Genomic DNA, 15179 nt, shown 5'->3' on the forward strand with positions numbered 1-15179 from the left:
TTCATCGGTTTACAAGATTATGCGCCACTATCCAGATTCAATGTCGAAATCCCGCGAGATGTTCGAACGGGCCCGCAAGGTCATGCCGGGAGGGAACACCCGGACAACGGTCTTCATCGACCCGTTTCCGATCTATGCCCAGCGCGGCGAGGGCTGCCGCGTCTGGGACGTCGATGGAAACGTCTACTACGACTGCATCAACAATTTCACGGCCATGATCCATGGCTACGGCCATCCCGCCGTCACGGCGGCGGTGGTGGACCAGATGCCCCGGGGATCGGCTTTCGGAGCGCCCACCGAGAGCGAACTTGATCTTGCTGAACTGCTGGTGGAGCGCCTCCCGTCGGTCGAGCAGGTTCGCTTCGCCAACTCCGGCACGGAAGGCGTCATGATGGCGATCAAGGCGGCTCGGGCGTTCACCGAGCGGCCGAAGATCGTCAAGATCGAAGGTGCCTACCATGGCTCCTACGACTTCGCGGAAGTCAGCCTGGACAGCTCGCCCGCCAACTGGGGCGACATGCCTGCCTCGACGGCATACGCGAAAGGCACGCCGAAGGGAGTTCTCGACGACGTCATCGCGGTGCCGTTCAACGATACGGAGGCGCTGCGTGCCGTCTTCGACGCGCATGGAGACTCGATAGCGGGTGTTCTGATCGACCCGATGCCGAACCGCGCCGGACTTATTCCCGCGCGGAAGGATTATCTCGACGCGATGGTCGAGATCGCTCATGCCGCCGGCTCGCTGGTGATCTTCGACGAGGTGATCTCGCTCCGCCTTGGCTATTCGGGGGCGCAGGGCCTGTGGAGCATCACGCCCGATCTGACGGCTCTCGGCAAGATCATCGGCGGAGGGTTCCCGGTCGGCGCCGTCGGCGGCCGCGCCGACGTGATGGCGGTGTTCGATCCAACGCGAGGCAAGCCTGCATTGCCGCATGGCGGCACCTTCACCGCGAACCCGGTGACGATGCGAGCCGGTCTGGCGGCGATGCGCGCGTTGACCCCGGCCAGCTTCGCGCATCTGGACGCTATCGGCAGCCTGCTTCGCGACGGCATCACGGCCTCGCTTGCTCGCCACGGCCTCAACGGGCAGTGCGTCGGTCTCGGCTCGCTCTTCAAAGTCCATTTCACGGCGTTGCCGATCACGGACTATCGGTCGGTCTATCCGGGTGCGTCCGAACGCACGAAGCTCGACCTGTTCCACAAGGGTCTGCTCGACCGCGGCGTGCTTTCGGCGAGTTACGGACTCTTCGCGCTTTCCACCTCCATGACCGAGAAAGACGCACGCGAGATCCTTTCCGCAATCGACGGCGCCCTCGCAGCAATCGCAAAGCAATGACGTAGCGCGTCCGGCGCCGGATCCATCCGGCACGGGACGACGCAGCAACAGATGGAAGTCACATGACAGCTTCTCCTCACGTCGTCGTCATCGGTGCGGGCACCCTCGGCATGTGCTCTGCGCACGCGCTCGCGGAACAGGGCGCTCGCGTCACCGTCATCGACGCACAATCCATTGCGTCAGGATCCAGCGGCCGCTCGGTCGGGGTCGTTGGTACACAGCTGACGGATCCGTTCGAGATCCAGCTGCGCATGCAATCCGTGCAGCGCATCCGCCGGTGGCAGGAGCGCCTCGGTCTCGGCTTCAGCCCTATCGGCTATCTGCGTCTGGCGCGCACCTCCGAGCAGATGGAACTGTTCGCCCGCTCGGTGGATATCCAGCTCGATGCCGGCTTCAGATCCAGGGTCTACCAGGCGAACGAGCTCCAGCAGCTCGTGCCGCACTTGAGTTCAGATGGGCTCGAAGGTGGCATCTTCGGGCCGGACGACGGCTTCCTCGATCCCCACGAAATGTGCACGTTGCTGGCGCAAGAGGTGAAGAAGCTCGGCTCCGAGGTTTTCCAGTTCCGCAAGCTGCTTGGTGTCGCGCGGACATCCGGTGGCTATCGGTTGGACACCAGCAAGGGTCCGATCGGCTGCGACTTCGTCGTGAACGCGGCAGGCGCCTGGGCGCCACGCGTTGCCGAGATGCTTGGACAGACGCTTCACATCCACCCCGAGCGCCACGAGGCGCTGACAATCCACCTGGACGCGCCGCTCCCCTACACAATGCCGATGGTCATGGATCTGGTGAACGGGCAGGGCACCGGACTCAACTTTCGGCACGAGAAAGCGAGCGAGCTCATCGCCGAGATACACAAGGTAAGTTCGCCCTCGCCCGAGGATCCGGACAATTACAACGAGCAGTGCGAGGAAGGGTCCAAGGTCATGCTGGCCGAGATGCTGATCGAGCGCGTGCCTGATCTGCCGGGCGCCCGGCTCGGCCGGGGCTGGGCAGGCCTCTACCCTGTCACCGCCGACCACCGTCCCCATGTCGGACCAGTCGATCAGTCCGAGCCCGGTCTGATCACCGCGGCCGGTGCGGGCGGCTACGGGATCCAGCTCGCGCCGGTGATAGGCCTGATCGTCGCGGACTGGGTGCTCAAGGGCTCTCCCGCATCGATCCCAGGCACCGAGAGTCTCGCTCCAACTCCGGAAAGAAACGTCCCCGCCATACATACTGCGGCGGCTTGACCAGTAGGACACCGGCGTTAGCGCAAGGACAAAGAAGCCATGCCCGAGGCAGAAAACATCGTCCGCATCAAGAACATCAACGTGATCTATGGCGGCCATCACGCCGTGAAAAACGTCTCGCTCGACATTACGCGCGGCGAGGTCGTGGCGATCGTCGGACCCAGCGGCGCGGGGAAGAGCACGCTGCTGCGTGCGATCAACATGCTCGAACAGCCGTCATCCGGTACCCTCGAAGTGGGCGCCATCCGGTTTTCGGTCGACCGCAATCTGTCCGCCGGAGAGCTGTTGAGGCTCCGACGTTCCACCGGGATGGTTTTCCAGTCCTTCAACCTGTTTCCGCACATGACCGTGCAGCGCAACATTTCGCTGCCGCAGATGCGGGTTCTGGGGCGCACCAGGGAGCAGGCGGACGCGCGCACCGCCCAATTGCTCGAACGCGTACACCTTACGGACAAGGCGCACTCCTACCCGGCGCGCCTGTCGGGTGGCCAGCAGCAGCGTATCGCGATCGCACGCGCCCTGGCTCTTGACCCCAAGGTGATGCTCTTCGACGAACCCACGAGCGCCCTGGATCCCGAACTCGGGCTTGAGGTGTTGGCCGTGATGCGCGAGCTCGCCCAGGAAGGCATGACAATGATCATCGTCACGCACGAGATCGCCTTTGCCGCAGACGTCGCCGACCGCGTGATCGTCATGGCCAATGGAGAGATCATCGAGCAGGGTCCGCCTGATGCCGTGATCCGCAACCCGTCGTCGCCGCGCACGCGGCAGTTCTTCCGTGCCGTGGTCGATCGCAGATGATCGACCTGCTGGTTTCACTGCTCAGAGGCGTTCCGGCCACGCTGCTGGTGACCTTCGGCGCTTTCGCAGTCGGGGCCATCGCAGCCGTGCCGCTGGTGCTGATGCGACGGTCCCGGTGGCTCCTTCTAAGCGTGCCGGCGCGCATATACATCGACGTTGTCCGGGGAATCCCGCCGATCGTCTGGCTGTTCATTATCTTCTTCGGATTGGGCAGCGGAGTGATCGTTCTCAGTTCCTATCAGGCTGCCATCCTGGGTATGGGGCTGGTATCAACGGCCTATCTCGCTGAAATCTACAGGGGTGGCTTCCTGGCCCTCTCGAAGGGCCAGCGGGAGGCGTCCACGGCGCTCGGTATGACGCGCCTGGATACGCTGCGCTACATCCTGGCGCCGCAGGTCCTGCGCGTCTCGGTTCCGCCCATGGCGACCTTTCTTGTCAGCCTGCTCAAAGACACGACCGTGGCCTCCACGATCGGTGTCCGCGACGTGATGATGTACGCATCGCAGCAGGCCCAAGGCGGAGGCGGCAGCTTCATGCCGTTCATTTTCGCTGCGCTTCTCTACATCGCGCTGTCGATACCCGTTGTCGTGTTGGCACGCGCCATGGACGAGCGGCTGCGCTCAAGAGGGCAAGCGAAATGAGCGAGATGCTGGCCAACTGGCTGGACTGGTCCCCCCAGCTTTTCCAAGGAGTTCTTGTCAGTCTCCAGTTGGCGGGCCTGGCGCTGCTGTTCGGATTGCCTATCGGTCTCGTTCTTGCGCTTGCCTCCTCCTCTGGAAACAGGCTCGTCCGCTATTTCGCGGTGGTACTGGTCGAGATCGGGCGCGGCGCGCCTGCACTCGTCGTCCTGCAGATGGTCTACTATGGATTGCCTGCTTCGGGGATGACCGTAAGTGCCTTCACCTCTGGCGTGATTGCGTTGGCGCTAACGACAGGCGCCTACACCAGCGAGATCCTTCGGGCCGGTCTGAACGCGGTTCCGCATTGTGAGATCGAGGCGGGCCTGGCGCTCGGCATGACCCGCCGGGACATCCTGCGCTTCGTGGTGGTCCCCCAGGGAATCCTGTTCGCAATACCCGCGCTGATGGGCTTTGCCATTCTCATCTTCCAGGCGACGGCCCTTACATACACGATCGCCATCCCCGAACTTCTGGCGCGCGCCTATCGCGTGGGTGCGGCCACCTACCTCTACCTCGATGTCCTGATCCTGGCGGGCCTGTTCTACCTCGCCATCACCGTCCCGTTCGGGTGGCTGGTCTCGTACACCGAACGTAGGCTGGGCAGCCATCTCGGCTGACCTGCAATCAAAAACCATCAATGTCAGAGGAGAGCAAAGTGAAAAATTGGAGTAAGATCATCTCGGCCGCAGCCATTGCCACGGCCATGGGTGCCAGCGTCGCGTCCGCACAGGATTGCAAGCCGGAGCATGCTTTCGAAACCGTGTCGGCGGGCAAACTCACCGTCGCGCTCACCAACACCGCTCCGTATTCGCTCGAAAAAGACGGCGGCATCGCGGGTATCGACGGCGATCTCGTGAAGCGTTTTGCCAAGGAGAATTGCCTCGAGATCACGTATGAGATCTTCACATATCCAGGCGCGGTTTCCGCAGTTCAGTCGCGGCGCGCGGACATTGCGCTTGGCGGCTTCTATCGTACCGCCGCCCGCGCGAAGGTCGTCGCTCTGTCCACGCCGGTCTATCTCGACCAACTGTCCGTCACCTCGACCGACGGCATTGATACCGTCGACGGTCTGCTGGGCAAGAAGGTCGGCACCGTGGAAGGATATCTGTGGGTCCAGGACATGGAGAAGCTCTACGAAGGCTCCAAGACCTATCCATCGTCGCTGAACCTCGCCCAGGATCTTCATGCCGGTCGTATTGAGGCGGCGCTCGACGGCTTCGGCTCCGCTGTCATTCAGAACGAAGGGCAGAACTACGAGGTGCATGTCCTGAAGCCGGATCCGCGCATCGATGCGACCATGAACCCGTCGCAGACCGCCTTCCTGCTGGACAAGAGCAATGAGGGCTTCGTTAAGGCGGTCGACGCTTCGCTCGATGTCTACCGCAAGAACGGCGCTATCGCCGAAGCGCTCAAGGCTTACGGGCTGGATCCGTCAGCCGCAGATGTCGGTGAAGCCCGCGTCATCGAGTAAGCCGCTGGTATGAAGGGCCGCCCTGCCTGCCCCCGCTTCTAGGAAGAAAACCGGATGCGGGGGGCGGCCTGTACGTTTGCTGCGCGGCTGCGATCCGCGAGCAGAATTTCGTAGTGCACCCCGAGTCTGAGACACGAAAAGGGTAACAGTCCTTCACTAAGGAGAGCTGATGAGGAAAGGAGACCCGTGGTGCAGTACAGCGCACCACAGATCCCTCCGGTCACATAAGGTTACAGCGAGGAACGGTACCGGTTCAGGCTCGTTAGCCCTGCATCCAATCCAATCATGGAGAAAAACGATGCAGGATATTTCCGGCAAGCGCGTCGCCATCCTTGCGACGAATGGTTTTGAACAGTCCGAGCTTGAGGTGCCGCTGAACAAGCTGCGCCAGGCCGGCGCCGAGGTCGAAATCGTGTCGCTCGAAAGCGGCAAGATCAAGGGCTGGGACCACAAGGATTGGGGGCGCGAAGTTCCGGTCGACAAGAGCTTGGACGAGGCCCGCGCCGATGCCTACGATGCGATCGTTCTGCCCGGCGGCGTCATCAATCCCGACCTGTTGCGGGTCGAGCGCAAGGCGCTGGATTTCATCAGTTCGTTCTGGACGGCCAACAAGGTCGTCGGCGCGATCTGCCATGCGCCCTGGCTTCTGGTCGAGACCGGGATCATCAAAGCCCGCCGCGTCACATCCTACAAGTCGATCAAGACCGACGTGATCAATGCCGGCGGCCTGTGGCAAGACAGCGAGGTCGTCACCGACCAGGGGCTGGTCACCAGTCGCAATCCCGGCGATCTCGACGCCTTCTGCGACAAGCTCACGGAAGAGATCAGGGAAGGGCGGCACGACAGGCGGGCCGCGGCTTAGCGCCGAACCTTGTTCACCAGCCGCGCCGCGAAGGATCTCGGCATGGGTTGTTCAGGCGCTCTTCGCCCCCTCCGCCTTGCGCAGCGACGCCTGATGCACCAGCGACGTCCAGCTGTTGGTCGAGGCAAGGTGGCAGTAGAGCAGGCTGAGCGCGCCTGACTTTCTCAGGTCGAGGAAGGCCTCGTCGCTCAATCTGTTGAAGGCGGCCTCGTCTATCACCTGGAAATCGGTGAGGTTCAGCACCTCGCCTCCTTCCAGCGTCACCTTGCTCTGGCGCGGCGCGAACAGGGCATGCGCGTCGATCTTGTCGACCATCTCGCGGGTCGCCCTGAAGTCGATCTGGACTGGTTGCAGAAGGCGAGCGCCTGCTTCGTCGCCTCGGTCGCCTCGTTACCGCTGAAGAACGGCAGCACCTTGTCGTCGCGGAACGGCGCCAGCAGCTGGTCGATGACGCGCTCGCTCGCCCGGTCGACGCACAGCGTCAGCCGGCCGGGCTGCTTGGGATCGTCGGCGAGAATGAAGGGATAGCGGCGGACATAGGCGGGGATGTAGTGCGGCCCGGCCCAGTTGCCGTCGGCGTCGACGAACAGGTTCTCGTCCTGGCGCAGGCCGGTGATGATGACGGGCGCCTTGGCGGTGCCGATGAAAACGATCGGGTAGGAGCGCATCGCCGCCGGCATTTCCGAGGCCACCACCGGGATGGCATGCGCCGAGCGGGCGAAGGAGAAATCGCTGCGCGCCGTCAGGCCGAGTGAACCGTGCCGCGCCGGATTGAGCGCCTCGGGCCTGGAATAGAACAGCGGCAAGGCCTCGCCCGCCGTTTCCGTCTTCGCACCGCTGTCAGCCATGTGTCCGTTTTCCTCCTCGCGCCGGCCAACCAGGCCGGCCCGTCCAGCATTGAATTCCCAAAGCGGGGTCTGTTCTTGTCGCGCCGGCCCTTGCTTCGAAGCAATCCTGCGCAGGGACAAAGTACTACAGCGTCGCCGGCGCGCATAAAAGGACACGCGCTGCTGTATTTTGGCGTTTGCGCCCTAATCGCCTTGCGGGACGCCCGCAACCATGCCGGCCTATGGACAGCCTGCCGCGAAGCGGCGACAGTGGCATCACATGGCAAAATTCCGGGAAGCCGTGGGAGTCTTCCGTCCGGGATTGCAAGGATACGAGGAGCCGATGTCGCTTCAGCCATCCGGAGAGAACCATGACCGGCTTTGTCGACCGCCAGCGCGCGATGCAACTGATGCAACGCGCCGGCCTGCAGGCGCTGGTGCTCTCAGCGCCCGAGGCCTTCCACTATGCGACCGGTGTGTCGATCGGACCGGCGGGGCTGTTCCGGCGTGCCGGCGCCGGCTTCGTTGTCATCCCGGCCCGGCAGGACCTGCCGATCGGCGTCGTCGTCGCGGATTTCAGTGCGGGACAGTTGCGGATCGCCGCGCCCGAAGCAGTTGTGCGTTCGCACCCGATCTGGATCGAATTCGCGCCGGTCGAGACGGGAACCCGCGGCCCGTTGGCGGAGCGTATCGAGGCTGGCCTTGTCTCGCTTGGCCGCGCGCCGGATTTCGCGCGCCCCGCCACCTTCGATCTCGCCGGCTCGGTGCGCCAGCTGCAAGCCTTGCTTGCCGAATTCGGACTGGAGCGCGCAACGCTGGGCATCGATCTCGGCTTTGTTCCAGCCGCCGATTTTTCCGCCATGCAGGCGCTGCTGCCGCAGTGCCGGATGATCGACGGCTCGCCGGTGCTGGATCGGCTGCGGGCGATCAAGTCGCAACGCGAGATCGAGCTCCTGCGGCAAGGCATTATCCTGTCTGAAGCAGGGCTGGAGCGGCTGCAGGTCGATGCGATGGCCGGCATGCGCCAGGCCGATCTCGTCGCGCTCTACCGGCAAGGCGTGGCCGCGGCGGCGGCGGGCCTCTCCCATCCGGTCGCGACGGCGGAATATGTGACGCTCGGCGCCCGGGCCAAGGGTGCCGATGCCAAGGCAATGCCCGGCGATCCGCTGAAATGCGACATGGTCTGCACGATCGGCGGGTATGCGTCCGACATGTCGCGCAACTTCACTTTCGGTCCCGCTTCCGCCGACCAGGCCGAATTGCACGCGATCGCCGAGCGCGCTTTCGAGGACGGGTTGGCGGCACTCGTGCCGGGAAATTCGATCGGCCATGTGCACCGCGTCGCCACCGACAGCCTGGCGCGGCAAGGCCTGCGCTCCTACCGCCGGGGGCATTTCGGCCACGGTGTCGGGCAGTCTGTGTTCTCGGAGCAATGGCCGTTCATTGCGGCCGACAGCGATGTCCTGGTCGAAGCCGGCATGGTGCTGGCCTTCGAGATCCCGCTCTACATCGACGGCCTCGCCAGCTTCAACCTGGAGGACCAGTTCCTGATCACGCCGGATGGGCCAGCCGCGATGAACCGGCTGCCAAGGCGATTGGAGAGGATAGGATAGCGAGGGCGGGATCGTGACGGTGTCACTGTCAGCGCCCTACGGCGCCCCCCTCTGCCCTGCCGGGCATCTCCCCCTCAAGGGGGGAGATCGATTATCGCTCCCGCTTTCGCCAATTTTCAACGTTGCAAGAACAAGATGAGCCGGCGCCGAAACTTCCAATCTCCCCCCTTGAGGGGGAGATGTCCGGCAGGACAGAGGGGGGCGCCACAGAACTCGGCGATGGGTGCCCTGTCGCGAGCGATTAACCGCTCACCGGCGGCCGCCTGTCCCTCCACGGCATTTCCCGCTCGAGCTGCGCCGACGCGGCCAGCACCGTCGCCTCGTCGCCGTAGCGGCCGACAAGCTGCACCCCGATCGGTACGCCGTCTTTCGACCAGCCGAGCGGCAGCGAGATGGCCGGCTGGCCTGAGATGTTGAAGGGGAAGGCGAACGCCGCATCCGTCCATTTGGCGTTGTAGCGGTCGATGTCGGTCTCCGACATGTCGTAATAGCCGAACGGGCGTGGCAGCTGCGTCAGCGTCGGGGTGATGAAGAGGTCGTAGGGCGAAAGGTCGCCGACGATGTCGCGGCCGACCTGCCTGAGCTGCTCGACATCGGAAATGTGCCTGGTGCCGCTGGTCGCACGGCCGCGTTCGATGATCGCCCAGGTCACCGGTTCGACATCATCAGGCGTCACCGGCCGGCCGATCACCGTTTCATGATAGTCGAAGGTCGCCGCCGTCTGTACGCAGGTCATGTTGGTGTAGGTGGCCCACATGGCATCGGCATTGAGCGGCATGTCGTGTTCCTCGACGTCATGTCCCAGCCGCTCCAGCGCCGCCACGGTGGCCAGCACGGCCGCCTTCACGTCCGCATCGATGGCCGTGCCGTTGGGCGGGGTGACGGTGAAGCCGATGCGCAGCTTCTTCGGCGCCAGTGACGACAGGCTGAGCCAGGAGGCGTCGGGGACCGGCGGCGTATAGGGGTCGCCCGGCAAGGCGCCGGCCAGCGCGTCGAGATAGGCCGCGGTGTCGCGCACGCTGCGCGAGCAGCACAGGAAGTAGGCGCCGCCATACCAATAGTCGCCGAACGGTGCCAGGCTGACGCGGCCGCGCGACGGCTTCAGCCCGACGATGCCGCAGCAGGAGGCCGGAATGCGGATCGAACCGGCGCCGTCGCTGGCCTCGGCGATCGGCACCATGCGCGAAGCAACGGCCGCCGCCGCGCCGCCGCTCGAGCCACCTGGCGTGATGCCTTCCTTCCACGGGTTCCTGGTCACGCCGTAGAGTTTTGGCTCGGTCGTGATCGACCAGCCATTCTCCGGCGCGTTCGACTTGCCGACCAGCACCAGCCCCGCCGCCTTCATGCGGCGCACGACTTCGGTGTCGAAATCGGCGACGACATCTTTCAGGTAGAGGCAAGAGTTGGTGTTCGGGGCGCCGGTCCAGGACGAGGCCAGTTCCTTGAGCAGGAACGGCACGCCGGCGAAAGGTGCTGATCTGTCGACCGTCTGCGCCTGGGCACGCGCCATGTCGTAGAGGCGATGGATGACCGCGTTCAGCGCCGGGTTGAGCTGCTCGACCAGCGTGATCGCCGCCTCGACCAGTTCCGCAGGTGAAACCTCGCCCCGATGCACCAAGTCGGCAAGGTCCAGCGCATCGGAGTTCGCATAGGTTTTCAGCAGGCTGTCGGTGACCATGTCTCTCCTCCCAATCTTTGCCTCGCGCCGCGCCCGAGCTATCGCTTCGGGCCGACGTTTGCGCCGCCTCTCATCCGCCTGCCGGCACCTTCTCCCCGTGAGTGACGGGAGAATCTTCTCGGGGGCGCTGCGTGAGGGGCGGCGCAGATCTGAAGCTGTTGCCCCCGGCAGCGCGCTCTCACGCCAGCTCGACGGTGCGCCCCAATTCGATGCTCTGTTCGGCGGCGAGCACGATGCGCAGGCTGTTGACGGCGGCGTCCATCTGCTCGGTCAAATCGAGATCCTCGCGGATGGCGCGCAGGAAGAAGGCCTGCTCGCGGTCGCAGAGCTCCTGGTGGCCGGGCTCGTCTTCCATGCTGACGATCTCGTCGGGTTTCGCAAAGTTCTTGTCGGCGTCGACCGCCGCATAATGGATCTTCAGCGCGTCGGTCTTGGTGTGGCGGTCGATGTCGGCCGAGTTCGACACCTCCGCCGCTTCCGCTGCGCTGCTCGTCTGCTGGCCGGCGACGATCGACACCGCGCCCTTCGGCCCCACCACGTCCTTCACGAAATAGGCCGTCTCGCTCATCATCGGGCCCCAGCCTGCCTCGTACCAGCCGACCGAACCGTCATCGAAGGTGACGTGGAGATGGCCGTAATTCTGCTTGTCGGCTTCCGCCCAGAGCTTCGCGCCGATGCCGTGCACGCGCACGGGCCTGGCGCCGGTGAGCTGGCACATGACGTCGACATAGTGCACGCCGCAATCCACGATCGGGATCAGCGAGTCGATCAGGTTCTTGTGCCAGTGCCAGGCGCTGCCGCTGCTCTGCTGGTTGAGGTTGAGGCGCATCACCAGCGGCTTGCCCAGCGTCTTGCCGACCTCGATGAATTTTATCCAGGACGGGTGGACGCGCAGGATATAGCCAAGCACCAGCTTGCGGTTCTTCGCCCGCGCTGCCGCGACGACCTTCTCGGCATCCTCGATGTTGGTGGCGAGCGGCTTTTCCATGAACACGTGGCAGTTGGCCGCTATCGCCTTCAGCGCGTATTCGGCATGGGTGTTGGGCCAGCTGTTGATCGACACGGCGTCCGGCCTGGTCTCCGCAAGCGCCTGATCGAAATCCTCGTAAAGCGGATAGCCGGACAATTCGGCTGGAATCTTCTTGTTGCTCTTGATCGAGCGGCTCATGATGCCGACGATCTCGAAGCCGTCCGAGCGGTGATAGGCGCTGGCATGCGAGGCGCCCATATTGCCGAGACCCACCACCAGCACTTTTATTTTGTCGGCCAATTCAGCCTCCCAATTTTTTGATAGGACCTGGCGAGCTGCTGCCGCGCCTGGGCATCCAGAACAATCACTTCAGGTTGGCGCCGCCCCTCATCCGCCTGCCCTTTCCTCTCCCCTGTCCGGAGGGAGAGGAAAGGAGCCAAGACAGGGCAATGAACGACATGACCTCTTTTGCAGCCCTTACTTCACCGCCGAATCGAACAGATGCGCCTTGATCTTCTCGACATCGAGCGCGGCAAAGCCCTCCGTCAGCTTGACGCCGTCGGCATCGGCCTTGACCTTGGCCTTGTCGAAGTCGTTGGCGGCCGGAATCAGCTCGTTGGTGCAGACATCCTCGGCCTTCACCGGATTGGTGATCTGGCCGATCTTGTGGATCTCGTCGAAGAAGCCTTGCCAGCTCGCCATGTCGTGCGAGCCCCAGCCGCCGCGCTTGTCCATGTCGCCGCGGAAGACGTTGATCTGCTGCAGGATCGAGGTGGTGCCGAGCTCGGGGCCGAGGTTCTTGGCCAATGTCGGGAACTGCTCGAACACCGCTTCGACCGCCGCGCGTGGGTTCTGGTAGCCGAACTCCAGCCCCATCGCCCAGCCGCGCAGATATTTTTCCAGGAACGCCTTCTTGTCGGGATCTTCGAGATCGGCGGCGCGCACGACGAAGGTGTTGGCCGGCAGCTTGGAATTCTTCACGCCGAGCCAGTATTCGAAGTCGAGCCCCTTGGCGATCCATTCGGCGCGCAGCCCCTCCCACGACAAGGCAGCGTCGCCCTGGCCGCCGGCGAGCGCGGTGCCCCACGTCGGCCAGCCGGCCTCGACATACTTGACCTTCTTGATGTCGACGCCTTGCGCGGCGAGCAGCGGATCGGTGATCGACTGCCAGGCGGCGGAGCCGAGCAGGATGGTCTTGCCTTCCAGCTTCTTCAAGTCGTTCGTACCCTCGCCCTTGCGGAAGGCGATGGAGAACGTGTCGCGCGCGCCCATGTGGAACACCGACTTCAGCTTCATGCCGTTCTGGATGGCGAAGGAGAACACGCCGGGCGAGGGAAAGCCCATATCGGCCTGGCCGACATCGACGAACTTCACCGTCGCCGTGCCGTCTGACGGGCCTGGCTGCATGTCGGTACTGAGCCCATCGAAATAGCCTGCCTTCTTGGCTGCCCAATAAGGATAGTCGTCGAGCACTTCGAGCGTGCCGCGCGGCGAGATCCAGGTGAATTTCTCATAGGCCGCCGCCCTGGCCTTCAAGCCCGATGCACCGAGCGCGGTGGCGGTCACGACGCCGGCTGCCGTCACCTGCAGGAAGGTGCGGCGGCTGATGCCCGTTCTTGTCGCCGTCTGGAATGAGTTCTGGTCGGTCATGGCATTCCCCTTTTGTTGATTGACCTTCTTGTTGATCGATGGCCTTTCGCCCGCTCCTCGCCCACTCCGGGGCGTTCATGATCTCGTGCTCAAGCCTCCCAGCTCGCCCATTTCTTGCCGATCAGGAAGAACAGCACGTAGATCAGGATGCCGAGCGTCGACAGGATCAGCACCACGGCGAAGAATTGCGGCATCTGGATCATCGACGAATAGGTGGTGAGCCGGTTGCCGAGGCCGAAGCCGCCGCCGACCATCTCCGCGCCGACTGCGGTCAGCAGGCCGAAGATGGCGCCGATCATCAGCCCGACCAGGATCATAGGCAGCGCCATCGGCGCGCGGATCTTCCAGAATATCTGCAAGGTGCTGGCGCCGTAGGAGCGCGCCAGCGCGATCTTGGCGCTGTCGACGCGGCGAAAGCCGGTGGCTGCGTTTATCATCACCATCGGCCCGGCGGCCAGCGCCACCGCGATGATGCGCGGCGTGTAGCCGAAACCAAAGCGAAGGATCAAAAGCGGCACCAGCGCCAGCATCGGCGTGGTGACGAGAAGCAGGATGTAGGGCGCGACGATCTTTTCGGCGAAGGGAAACTGGGTGATGACGGCGGCCAGCACCAGGCCGACGACGGCTCCGATGGCGAAGCCGGAAACCAGCTCGACCAGCGTATAGCCGAGATGCGGCGCAATAAGCGGGAACTCGTCGAACAGCGCATAGGCGATCGAGCTTGGCGGCGGCATGATATAGAGCGGCACATGGAACAGGCGCAGCGCCAATTCGATGCCGCCGATGATGATCACGGCGACAGCTATGATCGCCGCCACCTCCTTGCCCGACTTGATGCCGGGGCCGCTGGCGAAGGCCGAGAGATTGGTCAGGCTGACGTCCTGCCCATCGCCGGACTTGGCCCCCGATTTCGATTTCGAGAATTCCGGGATGGCGTCGCTCACGGCCTGATCCTCACGATCTCGGCGCCGACGCGTTCCTGCTCCGGTGCCTTGGGCCTGGCGCGCTCGCCGACGATGTCCATCTTGATCCGGTTGGTGAGGTCGAAAACCTCTTTCGTCGCCATGATCTCCAGCGAGCGCGGTCGCGCGAACGGCACGCGATACTCCCTGGCGACGCGGCCGGGCCGCGCGCTCAGCACCACCACGCGGTCGGAGAGAAAGATTGCTTCCTCAATGCTGTGGGTGATGAAGACGATGGTGGTCTTGGTGTCGAGCCAGATCTCCTCGACGAGACGGTTCATCTCCTCGCGGGTAAAACTGTCGAGCGCGCCGAACGGCTCGTCCATCAAAAGCACGGAGGGTTTTGGCGCCAGCGCCCGCACGATCGCGGCGCGCTGCTGCATGCCGCCCGAAAGCTCGCGCGGGAACTTGCCGCCGAAACCGTCGAGCCCGACGCGGTGGAGCAGATGCGCGATCCATGCGCGGTCTGGTTTCTCGCCCTTGATCTCGAAGGGAAAGCGGATGTTGGCATCGAGATTGCGCCAAGGCAGCAGGTTCGCTTCCTGGAACACGATGCCGATGTCGGGATGCGGCCCGGTGATCTTGACGCCGTCGAGCCGGATCTCGCCGCCGGTCAGGCTGTGCAAGCCCGACATCGACCACAAAAGCGTGGTCTTGCCGCAGCCGGACGGGCCGACGATCGAAACGATTTCATTGGCGTGGACGTCGAGGCTGCAGCGGTCCAGCGCCAGGAGGTCGCCGGATGCGGTGTGATAGATCTTGGTCGCTGCCTGCACACCAAGCTTCGGCGCTGTTGTTTCGCCCGCGTTCATCCGCCCCTCGGAGAGTGCGTCCAATCGACTGCCAAAGTCAGTGTGTAACTATCCTACTTTGGTGTCAAGCGAAGAGCGCGATCGTTCCGTCGTTGAGAGCCGCCTATTCCCCTATATGTCTGCTTTCATTGTCTTTTCTTTATCTTGAAATGCGTGTTGCTTTCCTACATACTCGGGAAAAGTGGCACAACAAGGCGGCGTTGCAGATGGGCAAAGCCGGGTGGCATGCCGCAACGGCACGCAGCAGTTGCAGCGGGGCCGTGCACATGGAACGACAGCGTGCAA

Annotated in this window: 15 protein-coding genes; 8 read left to right on the forward strand and 7 right to left on the reverse strand. The window is 63.8% G+C overall.

What is annotated here, in order from left to right; all coding sequences use genetic code 11:
- Positions 1–40 precede the first annotated feature (40 nt).
- The 7 genes from FJ973_RS02410 (at position 41) to FJ973_RS02440 (ending at position 6382) form a co-directional block, all read left to right on the forward strand.
- Complete coding sequence (locus tag FJ973_RS02410) at positions 41–1336, forward strand: aspartate aminotransferase family protein (RefSeq protein WP_246675814.1); 1296 nt, start codon at positions 41–43, stop codon at positions 1334–1336.
- 62 nt (positions 1337–1398) lie between these two features.
- On the forward strand, positions 1399–2568 hold the full coding sequence (locus FJ973_RS02415) for an FAD-binding oxidoreductase (protein WP_140554760.1): 1170 nt from the start codon (positions 1399–1401) through the stop codon (positions 2566–2568).
- 39 nt (positions 2569–2607) lie between these two features.
- The gene (locus tag FJ973_RS02420) at positions 2608–3369 is read left to right on the forward strand and encodes an amino acid ABC transporter ATP-binding protein (protein ID WP_263483292.1); all 762 of its coding nucleotides are present in this window, start codon (positions 2608–2610) and stop codon (positions 3367–3369) included.
- Positions 3366–4010, forward strand: coding sequence for an amino acid ABC transporter permease (locus FJ973_RS02425; RefSeq protein WP_140554761.1), 645 nt, complete (start codon positions 3366–3368; stop codon positions 4008–4010). Before FJ973_RS02420 ends, FJ973_RS02425 begins: the two co-directional genes overlap by 4 nt.
- Positions 4007–4666, forward strand: a complete 660-nt coding sequence (locus FJ973_RS02430) for an amino acid ABC transporter permease (RefSeq protein ID WP_140492032.1) — start codon at positions 4007–4009, stop codon at positions 4664–4666. The genes FJ973_RS02425 and FJ973_RS02430 overlap by 4 nt, the downstream gene beginning before the upstream one ends.
- Before the next feature lie 38 nt (positions 4667–4704).
- Positions 4705–5520, forward strand: coding sequence for a transporter substrate-binding domain-containing protein (locus tag FJ973_RS02435; protein ID WP_181170855.1), 816 nt, complete (start codon positions 4705–4707; stop codon positions 5518–5520).
- A gap of 298 nt (positions 5521–5818) precedes the next feature.
- Positions 5819–6382, forward strand: a complete 564-nt coding sequence (locus tag FJ973_RS02440; RefSeq protein WP_140554762.1) for a type 1 glutamine amidotransferase domain-containing protein — start codon at positions 5819–5821, stop codon at positions 6380–6382.
- Positions 6383–6433: 51 nt separating this feature from the next.
- Here the strand turns inward: FJ973_RS02440 and FJ973_RS31195 are convergent, their stop codons facing one another.
- Together FJ973_RS31195 and FJ973_RS02445 are read right to left on the reverse strand one after the other, a co-directional pair.
- Positions 6434–6697, reverse strand: coding sequence for a SapC family protein (locus FJ973_RS31195; RefSeq protein ID WP_246675815.1), 264 nt, complete (start codon positions 6695–6697; stop codon positions 6434–6436).
- Positions 6643–7230 carry a SapC family protein gene (locus FJ973_RS02445; RefSeq protein ID WP_246675816.1) on the reverse strand — a complete coding sequence of 196 codons (588 nt, stop codon included), beginning with the start codon at positions 7228–7230 and terminating at the stop codon, positions 6643–6645. Before FJ973_RS02445 ends, FJ973_RS31195 begins: the two co-directional genes overlap by 55 nt.
- Before the next feature lie 350 nt (positions 7231–7580).
- Between FJ973_RS02445 and FJ973_RS02450 the strand changes: the two genes are divergently transcribed.
- Positions 7581–8822, forward strand: a complete 1242-nt coding sequence (locus tag FJ973_RS02450) for a Xaa-Pro peptidase family protein (RefSeq protein WP_140554763.1) — start codon at positions 7581–7583, stop codon at positions 8820–8822.
- Between the two features lie 241 nt (positions 8823–9063).
- Here FJ973_RS02450 and FJ973_RS02460 read toward each other — a convergent pair whose 3' ends face one another.
- The 5 genes from FJ973_RS02460 to FJ973_RS02480 form a co-directional block, all read right to left on the reverse strand.
- Entirely contained in the window at positions 9064–10500 is a 1437-nt protein-coding gene (locus FJ973_RS02460; protein WP_140554764.1) for an amidase, read from the reverse strand.
- A 178-nt stretch (positions 10501–10678) separates the two neighbouring features.
- The gene (locus FJ973_RS02465) at positions 10679–11770 is read right to left on the reverse strand and encodes a Gfo/Idh/MocA family oxidoreductase (RefSeq protein WP_140554765.1); all 1092 of its coding nucleotides are present in this window, start codon (positions 11768–11770) and stop codon (positions 10679–10681) included.
- A gap of 177 nt (positions 11771–11947) precedes the next feature.
- Positions 11948–13120, reverse strand: a complete 1173-nt coding sequence (locus FJ973_RS02470; protein ID WP_140554766.1) for an ABC transporter substrate-binding protein — start codon at positions 13118–13120, stop codon at positions 11948–11950.
- An 89-nt stretch (positions 13121–13209) separates the two neighbouring features.
- Positions 13210–14064 carry an ABC transporter permease gene (locus FJ973_RS02475; RefSeq protein ID WP_140492076.1) on the reverse strand — a complete coding sequence of 285 codons (855 nt, stop codon included), beginning with the start codon at positions 14062–14064 and terminating at the stop codon, positions 13210–13212.
- Positions 14061–14894, reverse strand: a complete 834-nt coding sequence (locus tag FJ973_RS02480) for an ABC transporter ATP-binding protein (RefSeq protein WP_140554767.1) — start codon at positions 14892–14894, stop codon at positions 14061–14063. The genes FJ973_RS02475 and FJ973_RS02480 overlap by 4 nt, the downstream gene beginning before the upstream one ends.
- Positions 14895–15179 lie beyond the last annotated feature (285 nt).

This window comes from Mesorhizobium sp. B2-1-3 (assembly GCF_006442495.1).
Classification (GTDB): Bacteria; Pseudomonadota; Alphaproteobacteria; order Rhizobiales; family Rhizobiaceae; genus Mesorhizobium.

What these genes read in the sequence shown, in the direction of transcription:
- FJ973_RS02410 (WP_246675814.1), top strand. Translation starts at nt 41, where the DNA reads ATGTCGAAATCCCGCGAGATGTTCGAACGGGCCCGCAAGGTCATGCCG.
- FJ973_RS02415 (WP_140554760.1), top strand. Translation starts at nt 1,399, where the DNA reads ATGACAGCTTCTCCTCACGTCGTCGTCATCGGTGCGGGCACCCTCGGC.
- FJ973_RS02420 (WP_263483292.1), top strand. Translation starts at nt 2,608, where the DNA reads ATGCCCGAGGCAGAAAACATCGTCCGCATCAAGAACATCAACGTGATC.
- FJ973_RS02425 (WP_140554761.1), top strand. Translation starts at nt 3,366, where the DNA reads ATGATCGACCTGCTGGTTTCACTGCTCAGAGGCGTTCCGGCCACGCTG.
- FJ973_RS02430 (WP_140492032.1), top strand. Translation starts at nt 4,007, where the DNA reads ATGAGCGAGATGCTGGCCAACTGGCTGGACTGGTCCCCCCAGCTTTTC.
- FJ973_RS02440 (WP_140554762.1), top strand. Translation starts at nt 5,819, where the DNA reads ATGCAGGATATTTCCGGCAAGCGCGTCGCCATCCTTGCGACGAATGGT.
- FJ973_RS31195 (WP_246675815.1), bottom strand. Translation starts at nt 6,697, where the DNA reads ATGGTCGACAAGATCGACGCGCATGCCCTGTTCGCGCCGCGCCAGAGC.
- FJ973_RS02445 (WP_246675816.1), bottom strand. Translation starts at nt 7,230, where the DNA reads ATGGCTGACAGCGGTGCGAAGACGGAAACGGCGGGCGAGGCCTTGCCG.
- FJ973_RS02450 (WP_140554763.1), top strand. Translation starts at nt 7,581, where the DNA reads ATGACCGGCTTTGTCGACCGCCAGCGCGCGATGCAACTGATGCAACGC.
- FJ973_RS02460 (WP_140554764.1), bottom strand. Translation starts at nt 10,500, where the DNA reads ATGGTCACCGACAGCCTGCTGAAAACCTATGCGAACTCCGATGCGCTG.
- FJ973_RS02470 (WP_140554766.1), bottom strand. Translation starts at nt 13,120, where the DNA reads ATGACCGACCAGAACTCATTCCAGACGGCGACAAGAACGGGCATCAGC.
- FJ973_RS02480 (WP_140554767.1), bottom strand. Translation starts at nt 14,894, where the DNA reads ATGAACGCGGGCGAAACAACAGCGCCGAAGCTTGGTGTGCAGGCAGCG.